The 24,682-nt window shown below is 41.3% G+C and carries 21 protein-coding genes, 2 tRNA genes and 1 other annotated feature; of the genes, 4 read left to right on the top strand and 19 right to left on the bottom strand.

Annotation, left to right across the window (positions count from 1 at the left end):
• Position 1: 1 nt before the first annotated feature.
• The 13 genes from lon to ilvD form a co-directional block, all read right to left on the bottom strand.
• Positions 2 to 2,329: an endopeptidase La gene (gene lon / locus ACE1TH_RS02455; protein ID WP_375078315.1), complete on the bottom strand. Its 2,328-nt coding sequence runs from the start codon at positions 2,327 to 2,329 to the stop codon at positions 2 to 4.
• Positions 2,330 to 2,527: 198 nt separating this feature from the next.
• On the bottom strand, positions 2,528 to 4,198 hold the full coding sequence (gene lonB, locus ACE1TH_RS02450; RefSeq protein WP_375078314.1) for an ATP-dependent protease LonB: 1,671 nt from the start codon (positions 4,196 to 4,198) through the stop codon (positions 2,528 to 2,530).
• A 139-nt stretch (positions 4,199 to 4,337) separates the two neighbouring features.
• The gene (clpX, locus tag ACE1TH_RS02445; RefSeq protein WP_099301407.1) at positions 4,338 to 5,609 is read right to left on the bottom strand and encodes an ATP-dependent protease ATP-binding subunit ClpX; all 1,272 of its coding nucleotides are present in this window, start codon (positions 5,607 to 5,609) and stop codon (positions 4,338 to 4,340) included.
• 310 nt (positions 5,610 to 5,919) lie between these two features.
• Positions 5,920 to 7,218 (bottom strand): trigger factor, encoded by a 1,299-nt coding sequence (gene tig, locus ACE1TH_RS02440; RefSeq protein ID WP_099301408.1) that lies wholly within the window; start codon positions 7,216 to 7,218, stop codon positions 5,920 to 5,922.
• Positions 7,219 to 7,372: 154 nt separating this feature from the next.
• Positions 7,373 to 8,428 carry a hypothetical protein gene (locus tag ACE1TH_RS02435; RefSeq protein ID WP_099301409.1) on the bottom strand — a complete coding sequence of 352 codons (1,056 nt, stop codon included), beginning with the start codon at positions 8,426 to 8,428 and terminating at the stop codon, positions 7,373 to 7,375.
• Positions 8,429 to 8,596: 168 nt separating this feature from the next.
• Positions 8,597 to 9,202 (bottom strand): 3-isopropylmalate dehydratase small subunit, encoded by a 606-nt coding sequence (gene leuD / locus ACE1TH_RS02430; RefSeq protein ID WP_099301410.1) that lies wholly within the window; start codon positions 9,200 to 9,202, stop codon positions 8,597 to 8,599.
• Complete coding sequence (leuC, locus tag ACE1TH_RS02425) at positions 9,199 to 10,614, bottom strand: 3-isopropylmalate dehydratase large subunit (protein ID WP_375078313.1); 1,416 nt, start codon at positions 10,612 to 10,614, stop codon at positions 9,199 to 9,201. The genes leuD and leuC overlap by 4 nt, the downstream gene beginning before the upstream one ends.
• A 12-nt stretch (positions 10,615 to 10,626) precedes the next feature.
• Positions 10,627 to 11,715, bottom strand: a complete 1,089-nt coding sequence (leuB, locus tag ACE1TH_RS02420) for a 3-isopropylmalate dehydrogenase (RefSeq protein ID WP_255225376.1) — start codon at positions 11,713 to 11,715, stop codon at positions 10,627 to 10,629.
• Between the two features lie 10 nt (positions 11,716 to 11,725).
• The gene (locus ACE1TH_RS02415; RefSeq protein WP_255223479.1) at positions 11,726 to 13,270 is read right to left on the bottom strand and encodes a 2-isopropylmalate synthase; all 1,545 of its coding nucleotides are present in this window, start codon (positions 13,268 to 13,270) and stop codon (positions 11,726 to 11,728) included.
• Positions 13,257 to 14,285, bottom strand: a complete 1,029-nt coding sequence (gene ilvC / locus ACE1TH_RS02410) for a ketol-acid reductoisomerase (RefSeq protein ID WP_099301414.1) — start codon at positions 14,283 to 14,285, stop codon at positions 13,257 to 13,259. Before ilvC ends, ACE1TH_RS02415 begins: the two co-directional genes overlap by 14 nt.
• A gap of 17 nt (positions 14,286 to 14,302) precedes the next feature.
• On the bottom strand, positions 14,303 to 14,821 hold the full coding sequence (gene ilvN / locus ACE1TH_RS02405; RefSeq protein WP_375078312.1) for an acetolactate synthase small subunit: 519 nt from the start codon (positions 14,819 to 14,821) through the stop codon (positions 14,303 to 14,305).
• Positions 14,818 to 16,557: a biosynthetic-type acetolactate synthase large subunit gene (gene ilvB, locus ACE1TH_RS02400; RefSeq protein WP_375078311.1), complete on the bottom strand. Its 1,740-nt coding sequence runs from the start codon at positions 16,555 to 16,557 to the stop codon at positions 14,818 to 14,820. Before ilvB ends, ilvN begins: the two co-directional genes overlap by 4 nt.
• Before the next feature lie 68 nt (positions 16,558 to 16,625).
• Positions 16,626 to 16,849: a binding site (T-box leader), on the bottom strand.
• Between the two features lie 3 nt (positions 16,850 to 16,852).
• The gene (gene ilvD / locus ACE1TH_RS02395) at positions 16,853 to 18,517 is read right to left on the bottom strand and encodes a dihydroxy-acid dehydratase (protein ID WP_375078310.1); all 1,665 of its coding nucleotides are present in this window, start codon (positions 18,515 to 18,517) and stop codon (positions 16,853 to 16,855) included.
• Between the two features lie 264 nt (positions 18,518 to 18,781).
• Here ilvD and ACE1TH_RS02390 point away from each other — a divergent pair, with 264 nt between their 5' ends.
• The 4 genes from ACE1TH_RS02390 (at position 18,782) to cynS (ending at position 21,100) form a co-directional block, all read left to right on the top strand.
• A complete protein-coding gene (locus ACE1TH_RS02390; RefSeq protein WP_099301417.1) occupies positions 18,782 to 19,195 on the top strand; it encodes a hypothetical protein in 414 nt (137 codons plus the stop codon).
• 84 nt (positions 19,196 to 19,279) lie between these two features.
• Positions 19,280 to 19,834 (top strand): CatB-related O-acetyltransferase, encoded by a 555-nt coding sequence (locus tag ACE1TH_RS02385; RefSeq protein ID WP_099301418.1) that lies wholly within the window; start codon positions 19,280 to 19,282, stop codon positions 19,832 to 19,834.
• A 10-nt stretch (positions 19,835 to 19,844) separates the two neighbouring features.
• The gene (locus ACE1TH_RS02380; RefSeq protein ID WP_375078309.1) at positions 19,845 to 20,525 is read left to right on the top strand and encodes a glycosyltransferase family protein; all 681 of its coding nucleotides are present in this window, start codon (positions 19,845 to 19,847) and stop codon (positions 20,523 to 20,525) included.
• A gap of 107 nt (positions 20,526 to 20,632) precedes the next feature.
• A complete protein-coding gene (cynS, locus tag ACE1TH_RS02375) occupies positions 20,633 to 21,100 on the top strand; it encodes a cyanase (RefSeq protein WP_375078308.1) in 468 nt (155 codons plus the stop codon).
• A 62-nt stretch (positions 21,101 to 21,162) separates the two neighbouring features.
• Here cynS and ACE1TH_RS02370 read toward each other — a convergent pair.
• The 6 genes from ACE1TH_RS02370 to ACE1TH_RS02345 all read right to left on the bottom strand — a co-directional run bounded on the left by ACE1TH_RS02370 (position 21,163) and on the right by ACE1TH_RS02345 (position 24,664).
• Positions 21,163 to 21,236 (bottom strand) — tRNA-Arg (locus ACE1TH_RS02370).
• A gap of 2 nt (positions 21,237 to 21,238) precedes the next feature.
• Positions 21,239 to 21,312, bottom strand: a tRNA-Gly gene (locus ACE1TH_RS02365).
• Between the two features lie 237 nt (positions 21,313 to 21,549).
• Entirely contained in the window at positions 21,550 to 22,071 is a 522-nt protein-coding gene (locus tag ACE1TH_RS02360) for a metallophosphoesterase family protein (RefSeq protein ID WP_375078307.1), read from the bottom strand.
• A complete protein-coding gene (locus ACE1TH_RS02355; RefSeq protein ID WP_375078788.1) occupies positions 22,068 to 22,661 on the bottom strand; it encodes an XTP/dITP diphosphatase in 594 nt (197 codons plus the stop codon). Before ACE1TH_RS02355 ends, ACE1TH_RS02360 begins: the two co-directional genes overlap by 4 nt.
• Before the next feature lie 3 nt (positions 22,662 to 22,664).
• Positions 22,665 to 23,402, bottom strand: coding sequence for a ribonuclease PH (gene rph, locus ACE1TH_RS02350; RefSeq protein WP_099301422.1), 738 nt, complete (start codon positions 23,400 to 23,402; stop codon positions 22,665 to 22,667).
• Positions 23,403 to 23,500: 98 nt separating this feature from the next.
• Complete coding sequence (locus ACE1TH_RS02345; protein ID WP_099301423.1) at positions 23,501 to 24,664, bottom strand: GerMN domain-containing protein; 1,164 nt, start codon at positions 24,662 to 24,664, stop codon at positions 23,501 to 23,503.
• Between the last annotated feature and the right edge of the window lie 18 nt (positions 24,665 to 24,682).

Here is a 24,682-nt window from a genome sequence, read left to right as displayed (position 1 = left end):
TTTATTCTTCACTCTCATTCAATGCGACTTCCAACACTTGATCCAAGTGTTCAACCAACACAATCGTTAGCTCTTCCCGAACGCTATCAGGAATATCGTCAATGTCTTTTTCGTTGTCTTTCGGGATAATAATCGTTGTTAAACCTGCTCGATGGGCGCTCATTGCTTTTTCTTTTAACCCACCAATTGGTAAAACCCTGCCTCTTAACGTAATTTCGCCTGTCATTCCGACCTCACGCTTCACTTTTCGACCAGTTAAGGCAGAAATCAACGCTGTCGCCATCGTAATACCTGCTGATGGGCCGTCTTTTGGCGTTGCCCCTTCTGGAACGTGGATGTGAATGTCAGTCTTATCATTAAAATCAGCCGCAATAGACAATTCTTCCGAGCGGGAACGGATGTAGCTAAACGCCGCTTGGGCAGACTCTTTCATCACGTCACCAAGTTTTCCTGTTAACGTTAACTTGCCTTTTCCTTTAACGGCAGACACTTCAATCGCCAGTGTTGTACCTCCAGCGGCTGTATAAGCTAATCCTGTCGCAGCACCGATTTGATCCTCTTGTTCTGCCATGCCGTAGCGGAACCTTGGCTTCCCGAGCATCTCTTCTACTAGCTTTTCCGTAACCGTTACCCGTTTACGTTCTTCCATCACAGCCATTTTGGCTGCTTTTCGACACGCTGTCGCTAATTGGCGTTCAAGGTTTCGGACACCTGCTTCACGCGTATAATACCGAATGATATTTGTGAGCGCTTCGTCTTTTACTGGCATTTGCGCTTTTGTTAAACCATGCTCTTTAATTTGTTTCGGTAGTAAATAGTTCCGTGCAATTTGCTTTTTCTCAAGCTCTGTATAACCAGGAATCGAAATGATCTCCATTCGGTCCAGTAACGGCGCAGGAATCGTGCCAATATTGTTTGCGGTTGTGACGAACATGACGTTGGATAGATCATACGCTTCTTCTAAATAATGATCACTAAATGTATTGTTTTGTTCAGGGTCCAATACTTCAAGTAATGCTGACGCTGGATCTCCTCTAAAATCATTCGCCATTTTATCGATTTCGTCTAAAAGGAATACTGGATTTACCGTTTCCGCACGCTTCATTCCTTGAATGAGGCGACCTGGCATGGCTCCGACATACGTTCGACGATGACCTCGAATCTCTGCTTCATCACGAACGCCACCTAACGACATCCGTACAAATTTACGATTTAACGAACGCGCGATTGAGCGAGCCAACGACGTTTTTCCGACGCCTGGGGGGCCTGCAAGACAAAGGATCGGTCCTTTCATCGAATTCGTAAGTTTTCGAACAGCTAAATATTCAAGCACACGCTCTTTTACTTTTTCTAATCCATAGTGATCTTCATCAAGAATTTTGCCTGCTTTTTTCACATCAAGCTGATCTTCTGTTTGAGTGGTCCATGGAAGCTGGACGAGCCAGTCTAAGTACGTTCGCAAAATGGAACTCTCACCTGCATTTGCAGGCATTTTCTCGTAACGACTTAATTCTTTTAATGCTTTTTCATACACATGTTCTGGCATTTCCGCAGCTTCAATTTTTTCTTTTAACTCTGCGATTTCACCTGTTTTTCCTTCACGATCACCAAGCTCTTTTTGAATAGCTTTCATTTGCTCGCGAAGATAATACTCTTTTTGCGTCTTTTCCATTGATTTCTTAACGCGTTGGCCAATTTTTTTCTCTAATCCTAATACTTCTTGCTCATTCCCAAGATATTCGATTAGCTTTTTTAGCCGCTCTTTTACATCGATTAACTCAAGTAGCGTTTGTTTTTGTGCTAATTTTAACGTTAAATTTGCAGAGATTAAATCAGCAAATTTCTCGGGAACCGTTGTTTCTTTTAATGTTGCTAAAGTTTCCTGAGAAGCACGTTTTGATTGCTTCGAGAATTGATCATACATGGAAAGCAGTGTTCGCATTAACGCTTCTGTTTCAGAATCTGCTTTTGTATCCTCATCGAACAAAGTAACATCTGCAACTAACACATCTCCATGGTCATTAAATGTGACAAGCTCGGCACGCTGTACGCCTTCGACTTGCACACGAACTGTTCCGTTCGCAAGCTTCGTGGACTGCACAATTTTCGCAAACGTTCCTACTCTATATAAATCTTCTTCCGTTGGATCTTCTTTTGTCGTTTGTTTTTGTGTTGCTAAAAATAAATATTGATCGTTCTGTTTAGCTTCTTCTAATGCTTTTACCGATTTTTCACGACCTACGTCTAAGTGCATAATTGCCCCTGGGAAGATTAATACACCACGCAAAGGAAGGAGCGGAACTCGGCGTTCTTGTAATTGGTCAACCATCCGCATGACACCTCCGCCTTTATCTTTATAAAAAATTCATTATGTCTAATCATCTTATTTCTATGCTGAAAATTTAAAACGATGATATACACAATGGATAAAGCGCCATTCTTAGAAGAGTGACGCTTCAATCATCCATTTTCGCTTTTGTTAACCATCTACTCATTCTAGCTTACGAAGGGCTTTGTTGTCCATTAATTAGATTGGAACAATTCCTCCAGTTGAGAAGGTTTGTGCAGGAATGACATTTTCATCATCTTCCTCCTTGCAGAACGCTAAATCAAAGACTTCATCTAGTGTTGTAACTGCAATCACTTCAATTCCATCAATTTTCTTTAATATCGCTTGTTCGTTTTCTTTTGGAATAATGACGGTTTTTGCACCAGCCATTTTTGCTGCCTTTACTTTTGCAATGACACCACCAATTGGTTTTACTTTTGCATGAATACTTAACTCACCTGTCATGGCGATTTCATTTGATACAGGTACTTGTTCAATCCCTGAATAAATCCCTGTCGCAATCGCTATACCGGCTGACGGTCCGTCTACAGGAGTTCCACCTGGAAAATTAACATGGATATCATAATCATTCGTTGGTACACCTTTCCGTTTTAAAACAGAAATGACGTTCTCAACCGAGGAGCGAGCCATACTTTTCCGCTTAATAGAGCGAACTTGTGACCCGGATTGTTCTTCTTCTGCAATTCCAGTTATCGTCAGCTTCCCATGACCTACGTTTTCGTGAACGAGAACCTCAATCTCAAGTAATGCACCACTGGTTGGCCCTGTAACAGCTAAGCCGTTTACTAACCCGATCGCAGGGGTTTCGTGAATTTGTCGCTCAGGTCTCGGTGCCATTTGACTTGAATGCGCCACCCACTCAATATCTTGCAGTTGAACTTCTTGACGACCATCTGCACGGGCTGCACCAACAGCGATTTGGAGCATATTAACGGTTTCACGACCGTTCGTGGCGTAAGAAGCGATCTTTTTTGAGGCTTCAGTAGTAAGGGTCATCGCTGCTTTTTCAGCTGCTCGCTGTGCGATTTCTTCAATTTCAGACGGATCTAATCCTCTAAAAAACACTTCCAAACAACGAGAACGAATCGCAGGTGGCATTTCTTCTGGTTGTCTCGTCGTAGCAGCAATTAGGCGAAAATCTGCTGGTAAGCCTCGTCTGAAAATATCATGGATGTGGGAAGGAATTTGGTCGTTTTCTGAACTATAATAGGCACTCTCTAAAAAAACTTTTCGATCTTCAAGCACTTTTAATAATTTATTCTGTTGGATCGTGTGTAATTCACCAATTTCATCAATAAACAAAATTCCACCATGTGCCTTTGTCACAGCTCCTGGCTTAGGTTGGGGAACACCAGCTTGGCCCATTGCGCCAGCTCCTTGATAAATTGGATCGTGTACAGAACCAATTAACGGATCGGCAATCCCTCTTTCATCAAATCTTGACGTAGCGCCATCTACTTCTACAAAAACCGCCGTTGACTGAAACGGCGACTGGTCACTTTTTTTCGCTTCGTCGAGTACAAGTCGAGCTGCGGCTGTTTTCCCGACTCCTGGAGGACCGTAAATGATGACATGCTGCGGATTTGCGCCGCATAATGCCATTCTTAATGTTTTAAGCCCATCTTCTTGTCCAACAACTTCTGATAATGATCTCGGACGAACTTTTTCTGCTAACGGTTCTGATAATCGGATTGCTCGTAATTTTTTCATTTTATCTAATTCGATTTTAGATTCCTTATCAATATACGTTTTTTGACTACGCTGGTTTTTTAACAAGTTCCAAAAATAAACTCCGATGATAATGCCAAAAAATAATTGGACAAATAATGCAATCGTTGTAAAGCCCATTTGTATGCCTCCTAAATAGTATGTTGTCGTTAGTATGACCTTGAGGCAAGCCATTAGTCTTAAACATCGAAGCGCATTATTTCCAATTCTAAACACGATGCAAAAAAACCACGTTAGCTCATCGCCAACGTGGTTTCTCTTACGCACTTTCTTTCGGTTTGTTTAAAGACAGCTCTGTTCCATCAGCTGATTTAATAATCGGCGCCGCACCATCGGTAATACAGCCTTCATGAATGATACATTTCACTGCATCTTCTCTTGAAGGAAGATCAAACATTACATCAAGCATAATGCTTTCGATGATGGAACGAAGTCCACGAGCACCTGTTTTACGTTCAATTGCTTTTTTCGCAATTTCTTTCAATGCTTCTTCTGTAAACTCTAGCTCAACTTCATCAAGCTCAAGTAGTTTTTGATACTGTTTAACGAGCGCATTTTTTGGCTGCGTTAAAATTTCAACGAGGGCATCTGTATCAAGAGGAGCAAGACTTGAAATAATCGGAAGACGTCCGATGAATTCTGGAATTAAGCCAAATTTAAGAAGATCTTCTGGAAGCACTTTTGATAAGTACTCGCCTGGTTTTAGCTCTTCTTGTTTTGAATCATCTGAGCCAAAGCCAATGATTTTCTTACCTAAACGGCTTTTAATGATTTGTTCTATTCCATCAAATGCTCCACCACAAATAAAGAGAACATTCGTCGTATCAATTTGAATAAATTCTTGATGAGGATGCTTTCTACCACCTTGTGGCGGTACACTCGCTGTTGTTCCTTCAAGAATTTTCAATAGTGCTTGTTGAACACCTTCACCGGAAACATCTCGTGTAATTGATGGATTTTCGGATTTACGAGCAACTTTATCAATCTCATCAATATAAATAATCCCTTTTTCCGCTTTTTCCACATCATAATCAGCCGCTTGAATTAGTTTGAGTAAAATGTTTTCTACATCTTCACCTACATAACCAGCTTCTGTTAATGAAGTCGCATCAGCAATAGCAAACGGCACATTTAAAATTCGAGCAAGTGTTTGTGCAAGTAATGTTTTACCGCTTCCTGTTGGTCCAATGAGCGTGATATTACTTTTCGCCAGCTCTACATCTTCAGAGCGAGCCATTGAGTTGATTCGCTTATAGTGGTTGTAGACTGCAACGGCTAATGATTTCTTTGCATCACGCTGACCAATAACGTAATCATCAAGAATGACACAAATTTCACTTGGCTTCGGGATTTCTTCTAACTCCACTTCATCTTCCGTTCCAAGCTCTTCTTCCACAATCTCTGTACAAAGCTCGATGCACTCATCACATATATAGACGCCAGGTCCAGCTACTAGCTTTCTCACTTGATCTTGTGTTTTTCCGCAAAAAGAACATTTCAACTGCCCTTTTTCTTCGTTAAATTTAAACATAACCTCACCCCTTACAGGATTTCTTTTTTCGATTTGAATACAATTAAACTGTAATGTCAAATCATTTTAGCATAGACTAATTCAACAAACTAGAAATATGCATTTTATGTACGAGTTCAAGCAGATTGCTATTCCTCTACCCTCTCTGAGTACAATTCAAGCTTAAATCAAAAAATCCTTTTTTTAAGCTACTATCATTTTGTTCAATTTAAAGGGCAATCATACTAAGCATATGAATATAGGACTGCTTTCATGCAGGATGACGTTTGATAATTGAAAAAGGTACGGGAGTTAGCCCGCACCTTTCACATTAAGCTGTCGCTTCTTTGCTATGATCAACTAATACGTCAATGGCTTTACGCATTTTAAGATCACCTTTCACTGTATCAAGACCACCTTGTGCAGATAACAATGCTTTAATTTCGTCAGCTGAACGTTGATACATGTCAGCCATTTTTTGAATTTCTTCTTCCACTTCTTCATCCGATACTTGAACGTCTTCCTGTTCAGAGATCGCTTCAAGCGTTAAGTTTACACGTACACGCTTTTCTCCGTCTTCTTTGAACTGGCTACGCATATCTTCTTCTGTTTGACCAGAGAACTGGAAGTACATTTCTAAGTTCATGCCTTGAGCTTGGAGACGTTGTCCAAATTCTTGTAGCATACGATCAACTTCAGAATTAACCATCGCTTCTGGTACAGTAATGTCAGCTTGATCAGCAGCTTTTTCTAGAAGGGCGTCACGTACTGCATTTTCTGAATCAGTCTTTCTTTGGTCTTCAAGCGTCTTACGTAATTCCGTTTTAAGCTCGTCCAAAGATTCAACATTTTCGTTAGCGTCTTTTGCAAATTCATCATCAAGTTCAGGAAGCTCTTTACGCTTAACGTCATGAATTTTCACTTTAAACGTTGCTGGCTTACCAGCTAAGTCTTCTGCGTGGTACTCTTCAGGGAACGTTACTTCTACATCTTTTTCATCGCCTGTTTTTAGACCAACAAGTTGTTCTTCAAAACCTGGGATAAACGAATTAGAACCAATTTCTAGTGAATAGTTCTCTGCCGTTCCGCCTTCAAATGCTTCCCCGTTCGCAAAGCCTTCGAAATCTAGAACAGCTGTATCGCCGTCTTGGATTTCTCCGTCTTCAACAACAACAAGCTCAGCATGACGTTCTTGAAGTTTTGTTACTTCTTCTTCAACGTCTTCATCTGTCACTTCTGTACTTGGGACGTCTACTTCTAATCCTTTGTAGTCTCCAAGTTTCACTTCTGGTTTAACCGTTACCGTCGCTTTAAATACCGCTTTTTCGTTTTTGCCAATTGACTCAATGTCCACTTCTGGACGATCAACCGGAAAGATTCCTGTTTCTTCTACAGCATTTGAATATGCTTCTGGAAGCATAAGGTCAATGGCATCTTGGTATAAAGACTCAACACCAAATTGCTTTTCAAAAAGACTTCTAGGCATTTTCCCTTTACGAAACCCAGGTACATTCACTTTCTGTACAACTTTTTTAAAAGCTTTATCTAAAGCGTCGTTGACTTTATCTGCTTCAACTTCAAACGTTAAGACGCCTGTATTTTGTTCTGTTTTTTCCCAATTTGCAGACATAATATTTCCCTCCAACATGTAATTTCTACACTACTTTATCACGTTTTTGACAACCATTCCATTATAACATATCGATTTTATCTTTCAATGTCTTCCTCTTCCTTAAATTAACCGACACTACATTCCTAAATATAATACAAATCATGTTCCTTCATTATGTATGAAACCAGTCATTTTGATTTTGTGCTTCAATTAAAATATCTTGTTCAAGCGCTTCGATTTCATTGGATGCAGACAAAACATCAAATCGTTCGCAGCCATAGCATTGCACCATATCTGCTTCATCCGTATCTAATCCTAATTGTTCTGCAGCGACAAGATGAAACGCGCATGCCCATGCTTGAGGATTCTCAGGGTTGAGTTCAAATGGGTACGTCATTAATAAATATGAGTGGTGAAGCTGCTTTGCCATATGTAATAAGGTTGGATCATCTTGCTCTAGCTGCCCTTCAAGCGCTGCTCGAATAGCTTGATCAACCTGTCGTTTTCCAGGCTCTTCAAGTTCACTTGGTGTAACAATAATCGCTTGATCTTCTCGTTCGTACGTCAGTGGCTTGGAGTCGCCCCACTCGTGCAAAAGTTGAAGTGCATATGTACGCATAAGCGGATTCGTTTGCTTATTTTCCACAAATTTACGGATCTCGCCTTGTAGCGAAGTTAAACCTAATTTCCGCACACTTTGCAAAGCATTCCATTTTGCTGGTTCATTTGCAGCTTGAAGTCCTGCTTTGAGTTCCATCATTGTCTCTTCCTGATTATCATCCGTTAACACTTTGGCATCATAGTTTTTCGACTCGCTCATCTGTCTACTAAAATGAAGAAGTTCATAAAACATTTCGGCGTCTTTAGCTGGAATTTTATCTTCGCTTAATACGGCCTCTAATAAATGAACAACTTGATCATAGTGCGAAAGTTGAACAAGTAAAGAAACATGAACCTGCAAAATTTCAAAGTAATTTCCAATTCCTTCATTCAGCAACACTTCTGTTTCTTGGACCGCTTCTTCCTGTCGTTCCAACTCTATTAGACTTAAAACAATGCCAAACCGTGCTTGTGGATCTGTTTCGTCATGTGAGGCAGCTTCTTTAAACAACTGATGGGCTTTCGTTGCCTGTTTTTGTTTAAGCTCATTCATTCCTTCTTCTACTAAACGCTTCACTAAACCAGGAAATAAAATGACATTATTCTTTTTTTGCTTATCCTGTTCCAATTTTATCGCCTGCTTTCCTTATCCCTTACTTTAACACGTACGTTTTCCTTATCCAAAAGGTCTCCATGTTTTTATTCGTTATTCCTTCCCTAATCCCTTTCTTTCAAAACCTAAGAAAACTCCTTAGTTTAACACTAAGGAGTAAAGGGTGTCGAAAAATCGTATTCGCTACCCGAATCTAGCTGTCGAGGATGCCGTATATTTTCGTTCAAAAGCGGTGATCTCTTCTTCTAGTTTCAACGTTAAATCAATCTCATCCCAACCATTTATCAGCATATTTTTCCAATGCTCATCAATGGTAAAGGAAGAAACCTCTTCTTCAAACGTTACTTTCTGCTCAACTAAATCAACAGTTAGTTGACCTTTTTCTTCCTTTGCAATTTCCATCCACCGCTTTACTTCTTCGTTTGAAAGCCTAACAGGTAGAAGCCCATTTTTCACACAATTATTATAGAAAATATCCGCAAAACTCGGTGCAATGACAACTTTAAATCCATAATCATATAAAGCCCACGGGGCGTGCTCTCTTGAAGAGCCGCAGCCAAAGTTGTCACCACTTATTAAAATGCTTGCTCCTTGGGCGTCAGGTTTATTCAACTCAAAATGAGGGTTCTCCACTCCTTCAGCCTGATACCGCCAATCGTAAAATAAAAATTTTCCGAAACCTGTTCGTTCAATTCGTTTTAAAAATTGCTTTGGAATGATTTGGTCGGTGTCCACGTTCACACGATCTAACACCGCTGCTTTGCCAATATGAAGGCGGATCGGGTTCATGTTACATCACTCCTTATATCAAATGTACGTACATCAACAAATTTTCCACTAATCGCTGCAGCTGCGGCCATTGGTGGACTGACAAGATGAGTGCGCGCACCCTTTCCTTGTCGTCCTTCAAAATTTCGGTTAGACGTCGACGCGCAACGTTCGCCTTCAGGTACTCGATCCGGGTTCATACTAAGACACATGCTACAGCCGGAACTACGCCATTCAAAACCGGCTTCAATAAAGACTTGGTCTAACCCTTCTTCTTCTGCTCTTCGCTTTACCTTTTCAGAACCAGGAACGACCATTGCCGTAACTGTTTTATGAACGGTTCGCCCTTTAACAATTCGAGCCGCTGCTTCCAAGTCACTATAACGAGAATTCGTACATGAGCCAATAAACACATGCTGAATGGCTATCTCATTTAGTGGCGTGTGCGGTTCTAAATCCATATAAGCTAACGCTTGGGAAATGGCTCGTTGCTCCGTTTCATTTACAGCCATACTTGGATCTGGAACCACTGCTGAAATCGGAAGTCCTTGACCAGGGTTGGTTCCCCACGTAACCATTGGCTCTATTTCACTTGCATCAATGGTAACAGAGTGATCGTATGTGGCATCTTGGTCGGTTGCTAACGTTGACCAGTATGCAACAAGTTCTTCAAATTCTTTTCCATCAGGTACACGACTTCGACCGCGCAAATAATCATACGTTACAACATCTGGACTTATTAATCCTGCTTTTGCCCCTGCTTCAATAGACATATTGCAAATCGTCATTCGCTCTTCCATTGTCATTCCACGTATCGCTTCTCCCGTAAATTCAATGACTGAGCCAGTACCAACATTCACGCCAAATTTTGAGATAATCGCAAGGATGACATCTTTTGCAGCAATTCCGGTACCTAATCGCCCAGTAATATGAACTTGTAACGTTTTAGGGCGGGATTGCCAAACCGTTTGCGTCGCAAGTACATGCTCCACTTCACTCGTTCCAATTCCAAATGCAAGTGCTCCAAATGCACCGTGGGTCGACGTATGACTATCGCCACATACAATGACATGACCTGGTTGTGTAAGACCAAGCTCTGGACCGATTACATGCACAATGCCATTATCGGGGTGCGCTAAATCGGCAATTTCTATGCCAAATTCCCGACAGTTGTCAGCTAACGTTTCCATTTGCAAGCGGGCAATTTGGTCTTGAATGTCATAACGATTAAAAGTTGGCACATTATGATCCATGGTCGCAAATGTTCTTTCCGGCCTGCGGACCTTACGATTTGCTATTCTTAGACCTTCAAAAGCTTGCGGAGACGTTACTTCATGCACCATGTGTAGATCGACATAAAGTAAATCTGGCTTCTGCGCTTCGGAAACAATCGTATGTTTCTCCCATATTTTTTCAATAATCGTTTTTCCCATCTTCAAAGCCTCCTAAGAATGTATCGCAACGTTGATTTCGTTAATGATAGCAGCCGTCATTTCACTCGTTGAACAGGCGGTCGCTCGATTATGCGCTAAATCAGCTGTTCGATAGCCTTTATTTAATACGGTACGAATTGCCTGTTCCACACAATCTGCTTCTTCAGACATTTCAAAACTATAGCGTAATAGCATAGCCGTTGAGGAGATCGTCGCCAGTGGATTCGCAACGTTGAGTCCAGCTAGTTCAGGTGCTGATCCATGAACAGGTTCATAAAGACCAAACGACGATGAATTTAAACTCGCAGATGGCAACATTCCAAGCGATCCTGTTATCATAGAAGCTTCATCACTCAAAATGTCACCAAATAAGTTTTCAGTTACAAGCACGTCAAACTGCTTTGGATTTCGAATAAGCTGCATGGCCGCATTGTCGACGAGCATGTGCTCAAGGGTAACATCCGGATATTGTTGCGCAATTTCTGCTGCACATTCTCTCCATACTCTGCTTGACTCGAGGACGTTCGCTTTGTCTACAGACGTTACATGACGCCCTCTTAATTGAGCGAATTGAAAGGCACGGTGGAGAATCCGTTCAATTTCTTCTTTTTTATAAACAAGTGTATCAACTACCCCTTCTTTCCCATCGATCTGCCGACGTTCACGAGGCGTTCCAAAATAAATTCCGCCAGTTAATTCTCTGACAATGAGAACGTCTACCCCTTGAATGACATTTTTTTTAAGTGTAGATTCGTCGACGAGGGCATCCATCACTTGAACAGGCCGTAAGTTTGCATAAAGATTAAGGGTTTGTCGAATAGCCAATAACCCTTTTTCAGGACGAAGGTGTGGAGGATTTTCGTCCCATTTCGGCCCACCAACGGCTCCGAGTAAACAAGCATCAGCGTTTTTACACTTTTGAATGGTTTCTTTTGGGAGCGGTTCTCCTGTAGCATCAAGAGCCGCCCCTCCAATATGTGCTTCTTGAAAAGTAAACTGGTGACCAAAGCGATTGGCAACAGCTTCCAGCACTTCCTTACCAGCTTTTACAATCTCTGGTCCAATGCCGTCCCCAGCTAGTAGCGTAATTGTTTTATTCATCATTTGCCTCCTAGCCTACTGTTGAAGTCGATGGTTCTTGTAGTCGTTTTTCTTCATGTGAAAATCGATTTACAGCGTGAATGTACGCTTTTGCTGATGCTTCTAATACATCATTGGCGACGCCTCGACCTGAATGAGATCGATCGTTTTTTGATAGATTAACGTGTACTTCAGCTAGCGCATCTTCTCCCTCTGTAATGGATTGAATCCGATAGTCTTTCAATCGATAATGAAAATCGGTCAATTTGGCTAGTGTATTGTAAATGGCTTCTACACTGCCTGACCCTGTGCTCGCCTCTGTATATTCGCTTCCTTTGACATGCTTTAATTTTATCGTTGCAGTTGGTGTTTGATTCGTTCCATAAGAAACTTGTAGCGCTTCAAGTTTGTACTGATGTTCTTGATCCTCGTCGCCTTGATCAATCATTAGCGCATATAAATCATCTTCCGTAACCATCTTCTTTTTATCTGCTAACGTTTTAAACGCGTTAAAAAGCGTGATCAATTCTTCAGAAGATCCTTTAAAACCAAGCGCCTTCATTTTTTCTTGAAACGCGTGTCGTCCAGAATGTTTTCCAAGTGGATTTGAAGACGTTGCTCCTACTAATTCTGGCGTAATAATTTCATAGGTTTCTTTATGCTTCAACATTCCGTCTTGATGAATACCTGATTCATGCGCAAACGCATTTGACCCAACAACAGCTTTATTTTTTGGAATAGGCATGGATGTGTACCGACTTACTAAGGCACTTGTTCGCTTCAATTCATTAAGCTGGATATTCGTCCCTGTTTCATAGTAATCAGAACGAATGTGTAACCCGACCGCAATCTCTTCAAGTGAAGCATTTCCTGCCCGTTCACCAATCCCGTTTATGGTACATTCGACTTGTCGCGCCCCACCTTGAATAGCAGCTAATGAATTCGCCACACCCATACCTAGATCATCATGATTATGGGTCGAAAGGATGGCTCGATCTATATTTGGTACAGTCTGGCTAATATATTCAAATAATTCGGATATTTCCTTTGGCATCGTATACCCAACTGTATCTGGTAGATTAATAACCGAAGCACCCGCGTCAATCGTTGCTTCGATTATTTTTGCTAAAAACCCCCAGTCAGAACGACTTGCATCTTCTGCTGAAAATTGAACGTGTGGGAATCTCTTTGCTGCATACTTGACGCTTTCTACCGCCTGTTCAATCACTTGTTCTGGCGTTAATTTCAGCTTGTATTGCATGTGAATAGGAGAGGTCGCAAGGAATACGTGAATTCTTGGTTCAGCACTTGCCTTCAGCGCTTCCCAACATGCATCAATGTCGCTTTCCTTCGAACGAGCTAAACCTGTTACCGATGAGGCTTTAATTTGTGTAGCGATCTCTTTAACCGACTGGAAATCTCCTTTTGAGGAGGCTGGAAACCCAGCCTCAATAATATCTACTCCCAGACGCTCTAACTGAAACGCAATATCCAGCTTCTCTCTGTGATTAAGATTAATCCCTGGAGATTGCTCTCCATCTCGCAAAGTCGTATCAAAAATATTAACTTTGCCCATGTCCAACGGCTCCTTTTTTCGATTTAGATTGTTTTACAAATGGCATCATTTCTCGAAGTTCGCGTCCTACCACTTCAAGAGGATGATTCGCTTCTGCTGTATTAATCGCGTTGTATTCAGGACGATTTAGCTTATTCTCTAAAATCCAACCTTTCGCAAATTTCCCTTTTTGAATATCATCTAAGATCGCACGCATTTCTTTCTTCGTTTCGTCAGTTACAATGCGTGGCCCTGCTTGGAAATCTCCCCATTGCGCTGTATCTGAAATGGAATAGCGCATATACTCTAGACCACCTTCATACATCAAATCAACAATGAGCTTTAGTTCATGCAAACATTCAAAATAAGCAATTTCTGGCTGATACCCAGCCTCCACGAGCGTTTCAAATCCAGCTTTTACAAGCGCGGAAGTTCCGCCACAAAGAACCGCTTGTTCTCCGAATAGATCTGTCTCCGTTTCTTCTTTAAACGATGTCTCTAGCACACCAGCTCGGGCTGCACCAATCTGTTTCGCATAAGCAAGCGCAAGATTCTTCGCTTCTCCAGTTGCGTCTTGTTGAACAGCGATCAATGCTGGTACACCTGCTCCCTCTGTAAACGTTCGGCGAACTAAATGACCCGGTCCTTTAGGGGCTACAAGGAAAACATCTACATGACTTGGAGGAACAATTTGATTAAAATGAATATTAAAACCATGGGCAAACACTAGGGCTTTACCTGCTGTTAATTCCTTTTCAATTGATTCTTTATAGACGTCTGGCTGCTGTTCATCTGGTAATAGAACCATGATGACTTCCGCTTTTTCTGCCGCTTCTTGTACGGAATAAACGTTAAAACCATCTTCCTTTGCCTTCTCCCAAGAGTTTCCTTGACGGAGTCCAACGATTACATCTACACCGGATTCTTTTAAATTTTGCGCATGTGCGTGTCCCTGAGAACCATATCCAATAACCGCAACCGTCTTTTCATGTAAAAACCCTTCATTCACGTCACCATTGTAATAAACTTTTGCCATGATAATCTCTCCCTTTTTTAATGAATAAGTGTTAAACGAGATGCCTCTGTTTGCGACTTCACGCTTCGATTAATAGCTGTTACACCTGTTCGGGCAATTTCTTGGATGCCGTATGTTTTGATTAATTCAATAAAAGCCTCTACCTTGTCTGTATGTCCAGTAACTTGCAAAGTTAGCGAGTCTCTTCCAACATCAATCATTTGTGCACGAAAGGTTTCAGCTAAAGAGCCTATTTCTGCTCTTTGCTCAGCAGTTGCGGAAATTTTCACAAGTGCAAGTTCCCTAGATACTGTTGCTTCGTCCGTTACATCTTTTACCTTTAAAACATCCACTTGCTTATGAAGTTGCTTCATCACTTGTTCAATGTTTTCCATTGCATCCGCTACAACAACAAATGTCATTCGCGAAACGGTTGGGTTATCGGTTACGCCGACTGTAATGCTGTCAATATTGTATTGCCTTCGAGCAAAAAGACCGGTAATGCGGTTCAATACACCTGAGCGATTTTGAACGAGAACCGTTATCGTCCGTTTCATAGTGGCTCAACTCCCTCCATACAATGATGACCTTGCCCTGGACAAATCATTGGGTAAACATTTTCTTCTTGTGCGACACACACTTCGAGCAAAACAGGACCTTGATGGGTAAACGTATCTTTAATGGCATCTCCTAATTTTGACCGTTTGTCAACTTTTATTGCTTTGATGTCATAAGCTTCTGCCAATTTTGTGAAGTTTGGTTGAATCGGAAAAAGAGAATGAGAATACCTTTCACCATGGAAAAGTTGTTGCCATTGCCGAACCATTCCGAGTGATGCATTATTTACAATGACGATTTTTACTGGAAGCTGCAACTCCTGTAAGATCGACATTTCTTGGAGTGTCATTTGAAACCCAGCATCCCCTGTAATCGCGATGACCGGAAGCTCTGGTTCAGCAATTTGTGCGCCAATCGCTGCAGGGAAACCGAAGCCCATTGTCCCGAGCCCCCCAGAAGTGACCCAGCGATTAGGTTTGTTGAAGGAAAAAAATTGCGCCGCCCACATTTGATGTTGACCAACATCTGTTGTAACAATCGCTTCTCCCTCGGTTTCTTCGTACAATTTTTCGATAAGTTCTTGTGGTTTTATCGTTTCTTTATCTAGCTTATACCAGAGTGGATAGTCCTTCTTCCACCGTTGCGTTTGTTCACGCCAGTCATCATGCTGTGAAAGGGAGCCAAGGTTGCCTTTTAGCAACAACGTTAAAGCTGCCTTTGCATCGCCTACAACTGGAATATCAACATGAATATTTTTTCCAATCTCAGCAGGATCAATATCAATGTGTGCGATCTTAGCATCTGGAGCAAAATGTTCTAAAACCCCAGTCAGGCGATCATCAAATCGTGAACCAATATTTAAGAGAAAATCTGCTTCATGTAGCGCCATATTCGCCGCATACGTTCCGTGCATGCCAGCCATCCCTAAGTGATTCTGATTATTTCCCGGGTAAGAACCTAAACCAAGTAATGTTGATACAAGCGGAATATTCGTTTCTTCAACGAACGCGGTTAGTTCTTCAGCAGCTCCAGCGTGTAGGACACCTGCACCTGTAAGCAAGACAGGTTTTTTAGCTGCTCGAATTGATTCCAGAACCTTTCGAATTTGCTGCTTATTCGGTCTGGCGTTTGGCTGATACCCAGGTAAGTAAACAGGTTTATTATAAGAAAACAGCGTCTCTTGTTGAGAGATATCTTTTGGCAAGTCAATCAAAACAGGTCCTGGTCGACCGCTTTGAGCAATATGAAATGCTTCTTTTACCGTTTGCGATAGCTCCTCTACAGAACGAACTTGGTAGTTATGTTTTGTGATTGGCATTGTAATTCCGAGCATATCCGCTTCTTGAAAAGCATCGGTTCCAATAACTTTTGTTCCAACTTGACCGGTAATCACAACTAATGGCAACGAATCGATCATTGCATCTGCAATGCCGGTTACGACATTTGTTGCCCCCGGCCCTGATGTAACGATGCAAACACCTGGCTTCCCTGTTACCCGTGCATACCCTTCTGCCGCGTGTATCGCACCTTGTTCATGACGCGCTAGAATATGGTTAATACCTAGCTTATAAATCTCATCATAGGTAGGAAGGATTGCCCCTCCAGGATAACCAAAAATTACGTCGACGTTTTCTTTCGCTAACGACCTTAGCAAAATTTCAGCGCCACTGCACGGGCCGCTTTTCTCTTGCAAATCCTTATTTTTCTCGTCTGTTTTTTCACTCGCATGTAGCATTTGTCTTCTCTCCCTTCCGCCTATATACAAAAAGAAAGACCTTCTCAAACCCCATGTATGATCGTCATACAAGGGGCGAGAAAGTCTCTCGCGGTACCACCCTTTTCACTAATAATGCATTAGCCTCATTTTTTGATAACGAATGATTTTCTTCAATCATCCGACGACTCCTACTCTTTTTTCAAAGTCGTACTCGAAGGTGAGTTTCACGTATCGTTTATCACCGTTTTCCAGCTACCAACGGCTCTCTGTAGATAAAAATGAACGCTACTTTCCTTCTCAACGTATTCGTCTATTAAATTTTCATAATACCGCCTGTATTGGCGGACGTAACAAGTTTTGAATAACGAGCAAGATAGCCTTTTTTCACTTTCGGTTCTGGTTCAATCCAGCCTTCTCGTCGACGAGCTAGTTCTTCATCTGCCACGTCCCAATGAATCGTGCGGTCAATGAGATTAATTGTAATTTGATCTCCGTCTGCGACAAAGGCTATTGGGCCTCCTTCAGCAGCTTCAGGCGAAATATGACCAATTGAAATCCCTCTAGAAGCACCTGAAAAGCGACCGTCTGTCATTAACGCTACTTTTGTACCTAACCCTCGACCTTGAATTGCAGAAGTCGGCGCTAACATTTCCGGCATACCCGGTCCACCTTTAGGGCCTTCATATCGAATAATGACAACTTGCCCTTCTGTAACCATGCCTTTATTAATTTGTTCCTGCGCTTCTTCTTGTGAGTTAAAGCAGATCGCTTCACCCTCAAAGATTTTGATTGACGGATCAACGGCTCCGACTTTTATAACAGCACCATCTGGAGCAATATTGCCATATAAGATAGACAAGCCACCTACCGGACTATATGCCGTTTCACGAGTTCGTATGACATCTGTATTTGTAATTTCTGCATGGGCAACGGTATCGTAAAGAGATTGACCAGTTATCGTTAACCGTTCTCCTTTAATCGCACCCATGTGGATTAATTCTTTTATAATAGACGCAACGCCACCAGCTTTATGAACATCGTCCATTGAATAATCAGAGGCTGGACTTACCTTACAAAGATAAGGTACCCGTTCTGCCACTTCATTAATTCGCGTCATGTCGTATTCAATTTCAGCTTCATTCGCAATGGCTAGTGTGTGGAGCACGGTGTTCGTTGAGCCACCCATCGCCATATCTAATGCAAATGCATCATCAATCGTTTCCTCTGTGACAATGTCTCGTGGACGAATATCTTTTTCAATTAAATTCATGAGGTGCTTAGCCGCATCTTTAATTAAGTCATGGCGTGCTTGTGAAGTAGCAACGAGAGTACCATTTCCAGGCAACGCAAGGCCTAACATTTCCATTAAAGAATTCATAGAATTTGCTGTAAACATTCCTGAACAAGAACCACATGTCGGACATGCTTGCTGTTCGATTTCAAGCAATTCTTCTCTTGTCAGTTTTCCTGACGAAAATGCGCCTACGCCTTCAAAGACAGAAACAAGTGAAAGGCTTTGCCCATCTTTTGTTCTTCCTGCCTCCATCGGACCACCTGATACAAAAACCGATGGTACATTCGTTCTAACTGATGCCATAAGCATACCTGGCGTAATTTTGTCGCAGTTTGGAATATAAAAAACACCATCAAACCAATGTGCATTAATAACAGTTTCTGCCGCATCACAAATGATTTCTCGACTTGGTAATGAATACCTCATCCCAATATGCCCCATTGCAATCCCATCATCTACACCTATTGTATTAAATTCAAACGGAATCCCTCCGGCATCAATAATGGCTTGCTTTGCTACTTCTGCAAACTTATTGAGATGCATGTGCCCAGGTATAATGTCAATATATGAATTGCAAACCCCGATAAAAGGTTTATCCATATCTTCTTCACTTACACCAGCCGCACGAAGAAGACTCCTATGAGGTGCGCGATCAATTCCTTTCTTGATCATGTCGCTTCTCATGCTAATCTCCCCTTATTTCCGTTTCTTCAAGCGAAATTGTATCCACCTGAAAAACACATTTGTTTTTTCGTTTATCTTTATTGAGACTTACTATACGCCTGTTAAAAATGCAGGTCAACCCTTTTTTAAAAAGAATTTTAATCTTTCTGTCATTTGTATACGCTTACAGTATCAGGGGATTAAGGATTATTCGTCAGAAAATTTCTTTTGAAAAATGGCTATATTTTTTTAAAAAACGGGGATAGTAAACAAAGAGGTGATCCTATGCAGACAAACCGAAATAAAAAGAAACGTTTGTTCACTCCTTTTTCGTTTCTCTTTCATTTCTTTAAACCTATTAAACGTCCTTCTCTCGTGCTTGTTACGAATCACTGGAACGAATGCAAAAATGAGTCACAACAAAATCTTTGTCGTTCTCTAAAAGAACGCGGCTTTTATGCCTCTCCGGATTATGTTGTTGACCAAATAGCTGTTTATGTTGCACTTGTTCCGTATCGTGTTGCATTTTTGAAGCAACAAGACTTTCTTAAAGATAAAAAAAAGATACGTTCTTTAGAGCGTAAAGGTTGGACGGTTTATTCCATTTCTGAAGACTATAAAAACGAGGACATTCATTCTTTTTTATATGCTTTCCAAAACCAAACACATACGCTTAACAACGCCTCTTATTCGCAATAAATAAGGGCGTTTTTATTTTGGCCCCTTTCATAGGCGATGATATCGCTGAATAGAATGTTAGAGAATCAAGGAGAGGGGTAACTTATGTTTTTTTTAAATGACCACCCAAATTTACAAGGCTTTGACATCGGTTCTTTTTCATACGGGTCCCCTATCGATCTTCTTCACCTCGTTCCAGAAGTTACGTTAAAAATAGGAAAATATTGTTCTTTCGCCGCCGGTATTCGAATTCTTTTAGGTGCTGATCACCAAGTAGGCTGGGTGACGACTTATCCATTCAACGTTCTTTATCCTGATATAGCAAAAACAAATGAGCACCCAACAAGTAAAGGGAATATTATCATTGGCAATGATGTTTGGGTAGCGAGCGGCGCTGTTATTTTATCCGGGGTTACCATTGGAGACGGAGCCATTATTGCAGCCAATGCTGTTGTGACAAAAAATGTAGCCCCATATACGATCGTTGCTGGAAACCCCGCTAAACAGATTAGCGAACGCTTTACTGAAGAACAACGACAAGGTCTTTTAGCCATTCAATGGTGGCATTGGCCAGACGACGAAGTAAAACAAATCTCTCCTCTTTTGCAATCAAACCGATTGAATGAACTGTTTTTATACGCTAAAAATCGAAATAAATAAGGAGGTCAACATGATTTCAGAAACAACCATTAGCTTTATTAGTTGCGTCAGCAATGAAACGCTGTATGAACAGTGCCTTGCTCATATTCAGCAACTTTCGATTCCTTCTGATATATCAATTGAAACCGTGCCTATTTATAACGCAACTAGCATGACAGCTGGATATAATGAGGGTATGAAGAAAGCTAAAGGTACATACAAAGTGTACCTTCATCAAGATGCATTCATTTTAAACCAATCCTTTCTCTATGACCTCCTCTTTTTATTTCACAATAATAAAAAGTTAGGATTATTTGGCGTCATTGGCGCTCGCCAGCTTCCAGACCATGGCATGTGGTGGCAAAGTCCTTATGAAAATAAAATAGGAAAAATCATAGAAGTTCGTGATACGTATACGCAAACAACGTGTATGGAAACCACTTATATGTATGGAAAAGCGGCATGTGTTGATGGTCTGTTAATGGCTACCCAATATGATCTCTCTTGGCCAGAAGCGATAAAAGGGTGGCACTTTTACGATACGGCTCAATGCTTACATTTTTCAACACACGATTACGATGTAGGCATTGCTCATCAACCAAGTCCTTGGGTCATTCATTATTGCAAAACCTCAACAATGAAAGGGTACTATGACGCATTACCCGCTTTTCAAAAATGGCGCAGTCTTATTGAAGAATCTACAAAGACATAATAAAAAAAGATGTAAGAAAGGTTCACAGCCTCCCTGAACATTTTTTACATCTTTGGTACGCTTTCCTTTAAACAATGAATTAGGAAATCAAGAAGGAGAGATGACTTGTGGAGCAAAGAACGTATCAACGCTTTCAAAAAGAAGAAGCAACAGATGCCATTTTATTAGCAAAAAGAGAAAAAGGATTCACCTATGATGATTTAGCGGCAGCAACAAACCTTCATCCCGTATATATCGCCTCCGCAATTATGGGACAAAACACGTTAAACAAAGAAGAAGCGGATGCATTGGTAAAATGCTTAGAATTAGATGATTCCATCTCGGACACTCTTCAACTTTATCCTACAAAGGGGTCGCTCGACCAAACGATCCCCACCGATCCGCTTATTTATCGATTCCATGAAATTATTCAAGTATACGGAACGACTTTTAAAGAAGTCATACAAGAAAAAATGGGTGATGGCATCATGAGTGCCATTGATTTCACACTTGATATTGAAAAGGAAGAAAATCCAAAAGGTAATCGAGTTGTTGTCACAATGAATGGAAAATTCCTCCCCTATAATAAGTGGTAAACGGCGTGTATAAAAAAAACCTCTTACATCTGTAAGAGGTTTTTCGTCTATCGCTTATTGAACGTCCCAGGAGAGATTCGAACTCCCGACCGACGGCTTAGAAGGCCGTTGCTCTATCCTGCTGAGCTACTGGGACAATGGAGCGGGTGATGGGAATCGAACCCACATCATCAGCTTGGAAGGCTGAGGTTTTACCACTAAACTACACCCGCATTATTTTTAGATTATCCTCATTTTATTCCGCACCCTACAATCATGTTCCTTCCTCTTCTCGCTTATCAAGGAAGTATTATGCGTCGGAACAACTCGTCGCATTTCATAAAGCGTCGCTCGTGGCTGAGGTTTTACCACTAAACTACATTATGTATAAGCGCCACAACAACAATTGCGACGCTTATAAATATACATGATTAAATAAAATGTGTCAACTACTTCTTAACAATTTTTTCTTAAGAGACGTCATTTCGGTTAAAGGTTGCTTCGAGCGCTTCAATTGCCGTACCGTCCATCGTGAAATAGTTAATTTGAATTGCCTCGTCGGTTATGTCTACCACGCAATAAGAGCCTGCATACTTGCCTTTTGGCAGTCGTAAGCTACCCGGATTGATCGTTATGACCTCTCCGAACCGCTGCACTTTTGGAATGTGGGTATGACCATAGACCGCAATTGTGGCTTTATTCTCTTGTGCTTTCTGTGCTAATTCAGTTAATGAACTTTTGACGCCTTCGTAATGGCCATGGGTTAACTGAATAACTAAACCACTTGCTTCGAGTAATCTTTCTGAAGGGAACGAAGAAAAAACGTCACAGTTTCCTGCTACGGTCACAACGTCCTTTAATTGACTTGAATCAGCCTGTAGCTCCGAGTCACCTGCGTGTAAAATCAAATCAACTTGGTCACGTAAAGGCTGCAAAAATGATTCAAGCTCTTGTTCCCAACCATGCGTGTCGCTTATGACTAGAATTTTCATGAAGACGCTCCTAACAAATACTCGTTTAACTTTTGAATCGCCTTTGCACGATGACTCATTTTATTCTTTTCCTCAAGAGATAATTGAGCCATCGTCTTATTTTTATCGGCAACATAGAAAATAGGATCATAGCCAAATCCATGCTCACCTGCTTGTTCATGAGCGATAAGACCTTCACACGTTCCTTCAAAAAAAGATGTTTCTTTTTCTGGATCTGCAAAAGCAATCGTACATACGAACCGTGCTGTACGATCTCTTTCGGACACGCCCCTCAAGTCTTCTAGCACTTTTTCAATATTGGCTTGATCGTTTTTATCTTCACCAGCATAGCGTGCTGAAAACACGCCTGGTCTTCCATCCAACGCATCAATGACAAGACCTGAATCATCAGCAATGACAGGTTGACCCATAGCTTTTGCAAGCACTTCTGCTTTTTTTCTAGCATTCTCTTGAAACGTTTGACCATCTTCTATGATTTCAGGAAACGATGGTAAGTCTAAAAGAGATTTTACTTCATACGTGCCCTGAAACAACTTTTTAAAATCTTCTATTTTTCCTTTGTTCGTTGTTGCGATTATGACTTCATTCATCATTCATGCCTCCTTTGAATTAGGCAAAAACAAATCTCCCACGATTGATTTTTGGACCTCAATTAGCTGTTGAATTCCTTCTTCAGCCAGATCTAACAGTTCATTTAATTGGGCTCGACTAAATACAGCTTCTTCTCCACTGCCTTGAATTTCAACAAATTGACCAGCACCTGTTTGCACTACGTTCATATCTACATCAGCATTGGAATCTTCCTGATAGTTTAAATCACAAATCGCTCCGTGCTCATCAACAATTCCGACTGATATCGCTGCAACATAGTCTTTTACGGGAATCGCATTTAATCCGGAAGTTTTTTGTAAAGCCAACACCATTGCGACAAATGCCCCTGTAATAGCGGCTGTACGTGTACCTCCATCAGCTTGGATGACATCGCAATCGATCCAAATCGTCTTCTCGCCAAGCTTGTCTAAATCGACGACTGTGCGCAGGCAACGGCCAATTAAACGTTGAATCTCCATCGTTCTTCCACTAAGCTTCCCTTTCGCTGCTTCACGGATCGTTCGTTGTTCTGTCGCTCTAGGGAGCATGGCATATTCCGCTGCAAGCCAACCTTTTTTTTGCCCCCGCAGAAAAGGCGGCACTTTATTTTCGATCGTTGCTGTACAAATAACTTTTGTATCGCCAACTGTAATTAAAACTGACCCTTCCGCATGCTTCGTGAAATGCGGTATAATTTCCACTGGTCGAATTTGATTCTCGCTTCGTTGATCCACTCTCATACTTTTAACCCCTCTTCTTATCCAGAAGATTTTCTCTTAGTTCGTCGTATAGTATAACATAATAAAAAGAGCACCTGTAGGAACAGGTGCCCAATTTTTTATAGTGGATTTTTGTTTACATGCGCGGGACGTTGAATGGTCTCTACCGCTTCTCCCGATTCTGAGAAGATGTCTTCTTGGCCATTTACCAAGATCGAAATTTTCTCTACATCACGATGTTCCGTTAACGATAGGGCAATCGATTCAATAATCGATTGTTCAATATAAGCGTCTTCCCCAACCATCGTTTGTATCGCTTCATTGAAGTCCAAAACGAGTTCCCCATCTTTGATTTCCGGTTCATTTAACAACTCGATTTCATCATTCATCTCCGTTAGCAACGTTCGCATACCTATGGAAGGACCATCAATTAGTTCATTGACAACCGTAGCTATTTCATTTTCTGTTTCTGCGACTCGTCGCGTTACTGGAACGTAATAGGTTTCATTTTCATGAGAACCGAGGAAGTATACCGTTACATCTTGGCTATTTGTAAAATCAACAACATTGCCATAATCAATATTAATGCCATCTTCTCGGCTAAAGTTTCCGACAATTGGCGATTCGCTCATCGGTAGTTGCTCAAGCTCAACCCCATTTACTTCAATTTTCACTTCGTCAACATCATCAAATTGAGTTAACGTCCAAGTAATGGCTTCAAACATGCCTTTTTCATCTTCTAAATTGTAGTCTTCTACCTCGTTTGAAAAGTTCGCAACTGCAATTTTATCTTCTTTTAGATGATTAACATCCACCGTTGTGCCTGCAGGTAAGACAGCTCTAAACCCGTTTGGCAATACATCTTGTAAAGGTCCATCTGCCACAAGGTATTCGAGCGACTGCTTCATCGTTGTATCTGTTTTCGGCAATTCAATCGTTTGAGGTACGACCATACCGTTGCTATCGAATAAATAGAGCTGACGCAAATTTTGCGCATCTACATCTTGGTCAGGTGTTTGCTCTGTTTCTTCAGAGCCTTCAGCACCTTCGGCTGATTCATCTGTTTCGTCTGCATCAGAAGCATCTTCATCTTCGTCCTCATCTGCTGCTTCTTCCCCAGCTTCACTTTCATCAATCAAGGAAGGATCGACTTCTTCCGTTTCATTCGTGTACGTGATTTCCGGCTCGTCTAAACTTACAGGCTCATCTGCTCCTGTTGAACACCCAACCGCCAAAGTGAGTGTGACAATTAGAGGCGCACTAATTCCAATTAATTTCCGCATTGCTTTCCCTCCCAGAAT

Origin of the sequence: Shouchella sp. JSM 1781072 (assembly GCF_041949915.1) — a bacterium.
In the GTDB taxonomy this organism is placed as follows: Bacteria; Bacillota; Bacilli; order Bacillales; family Bacillaceae_D; genus Shouchella.
This window is presented reverse-complemented; position numbering and strand designations above follow the sequence as displayed.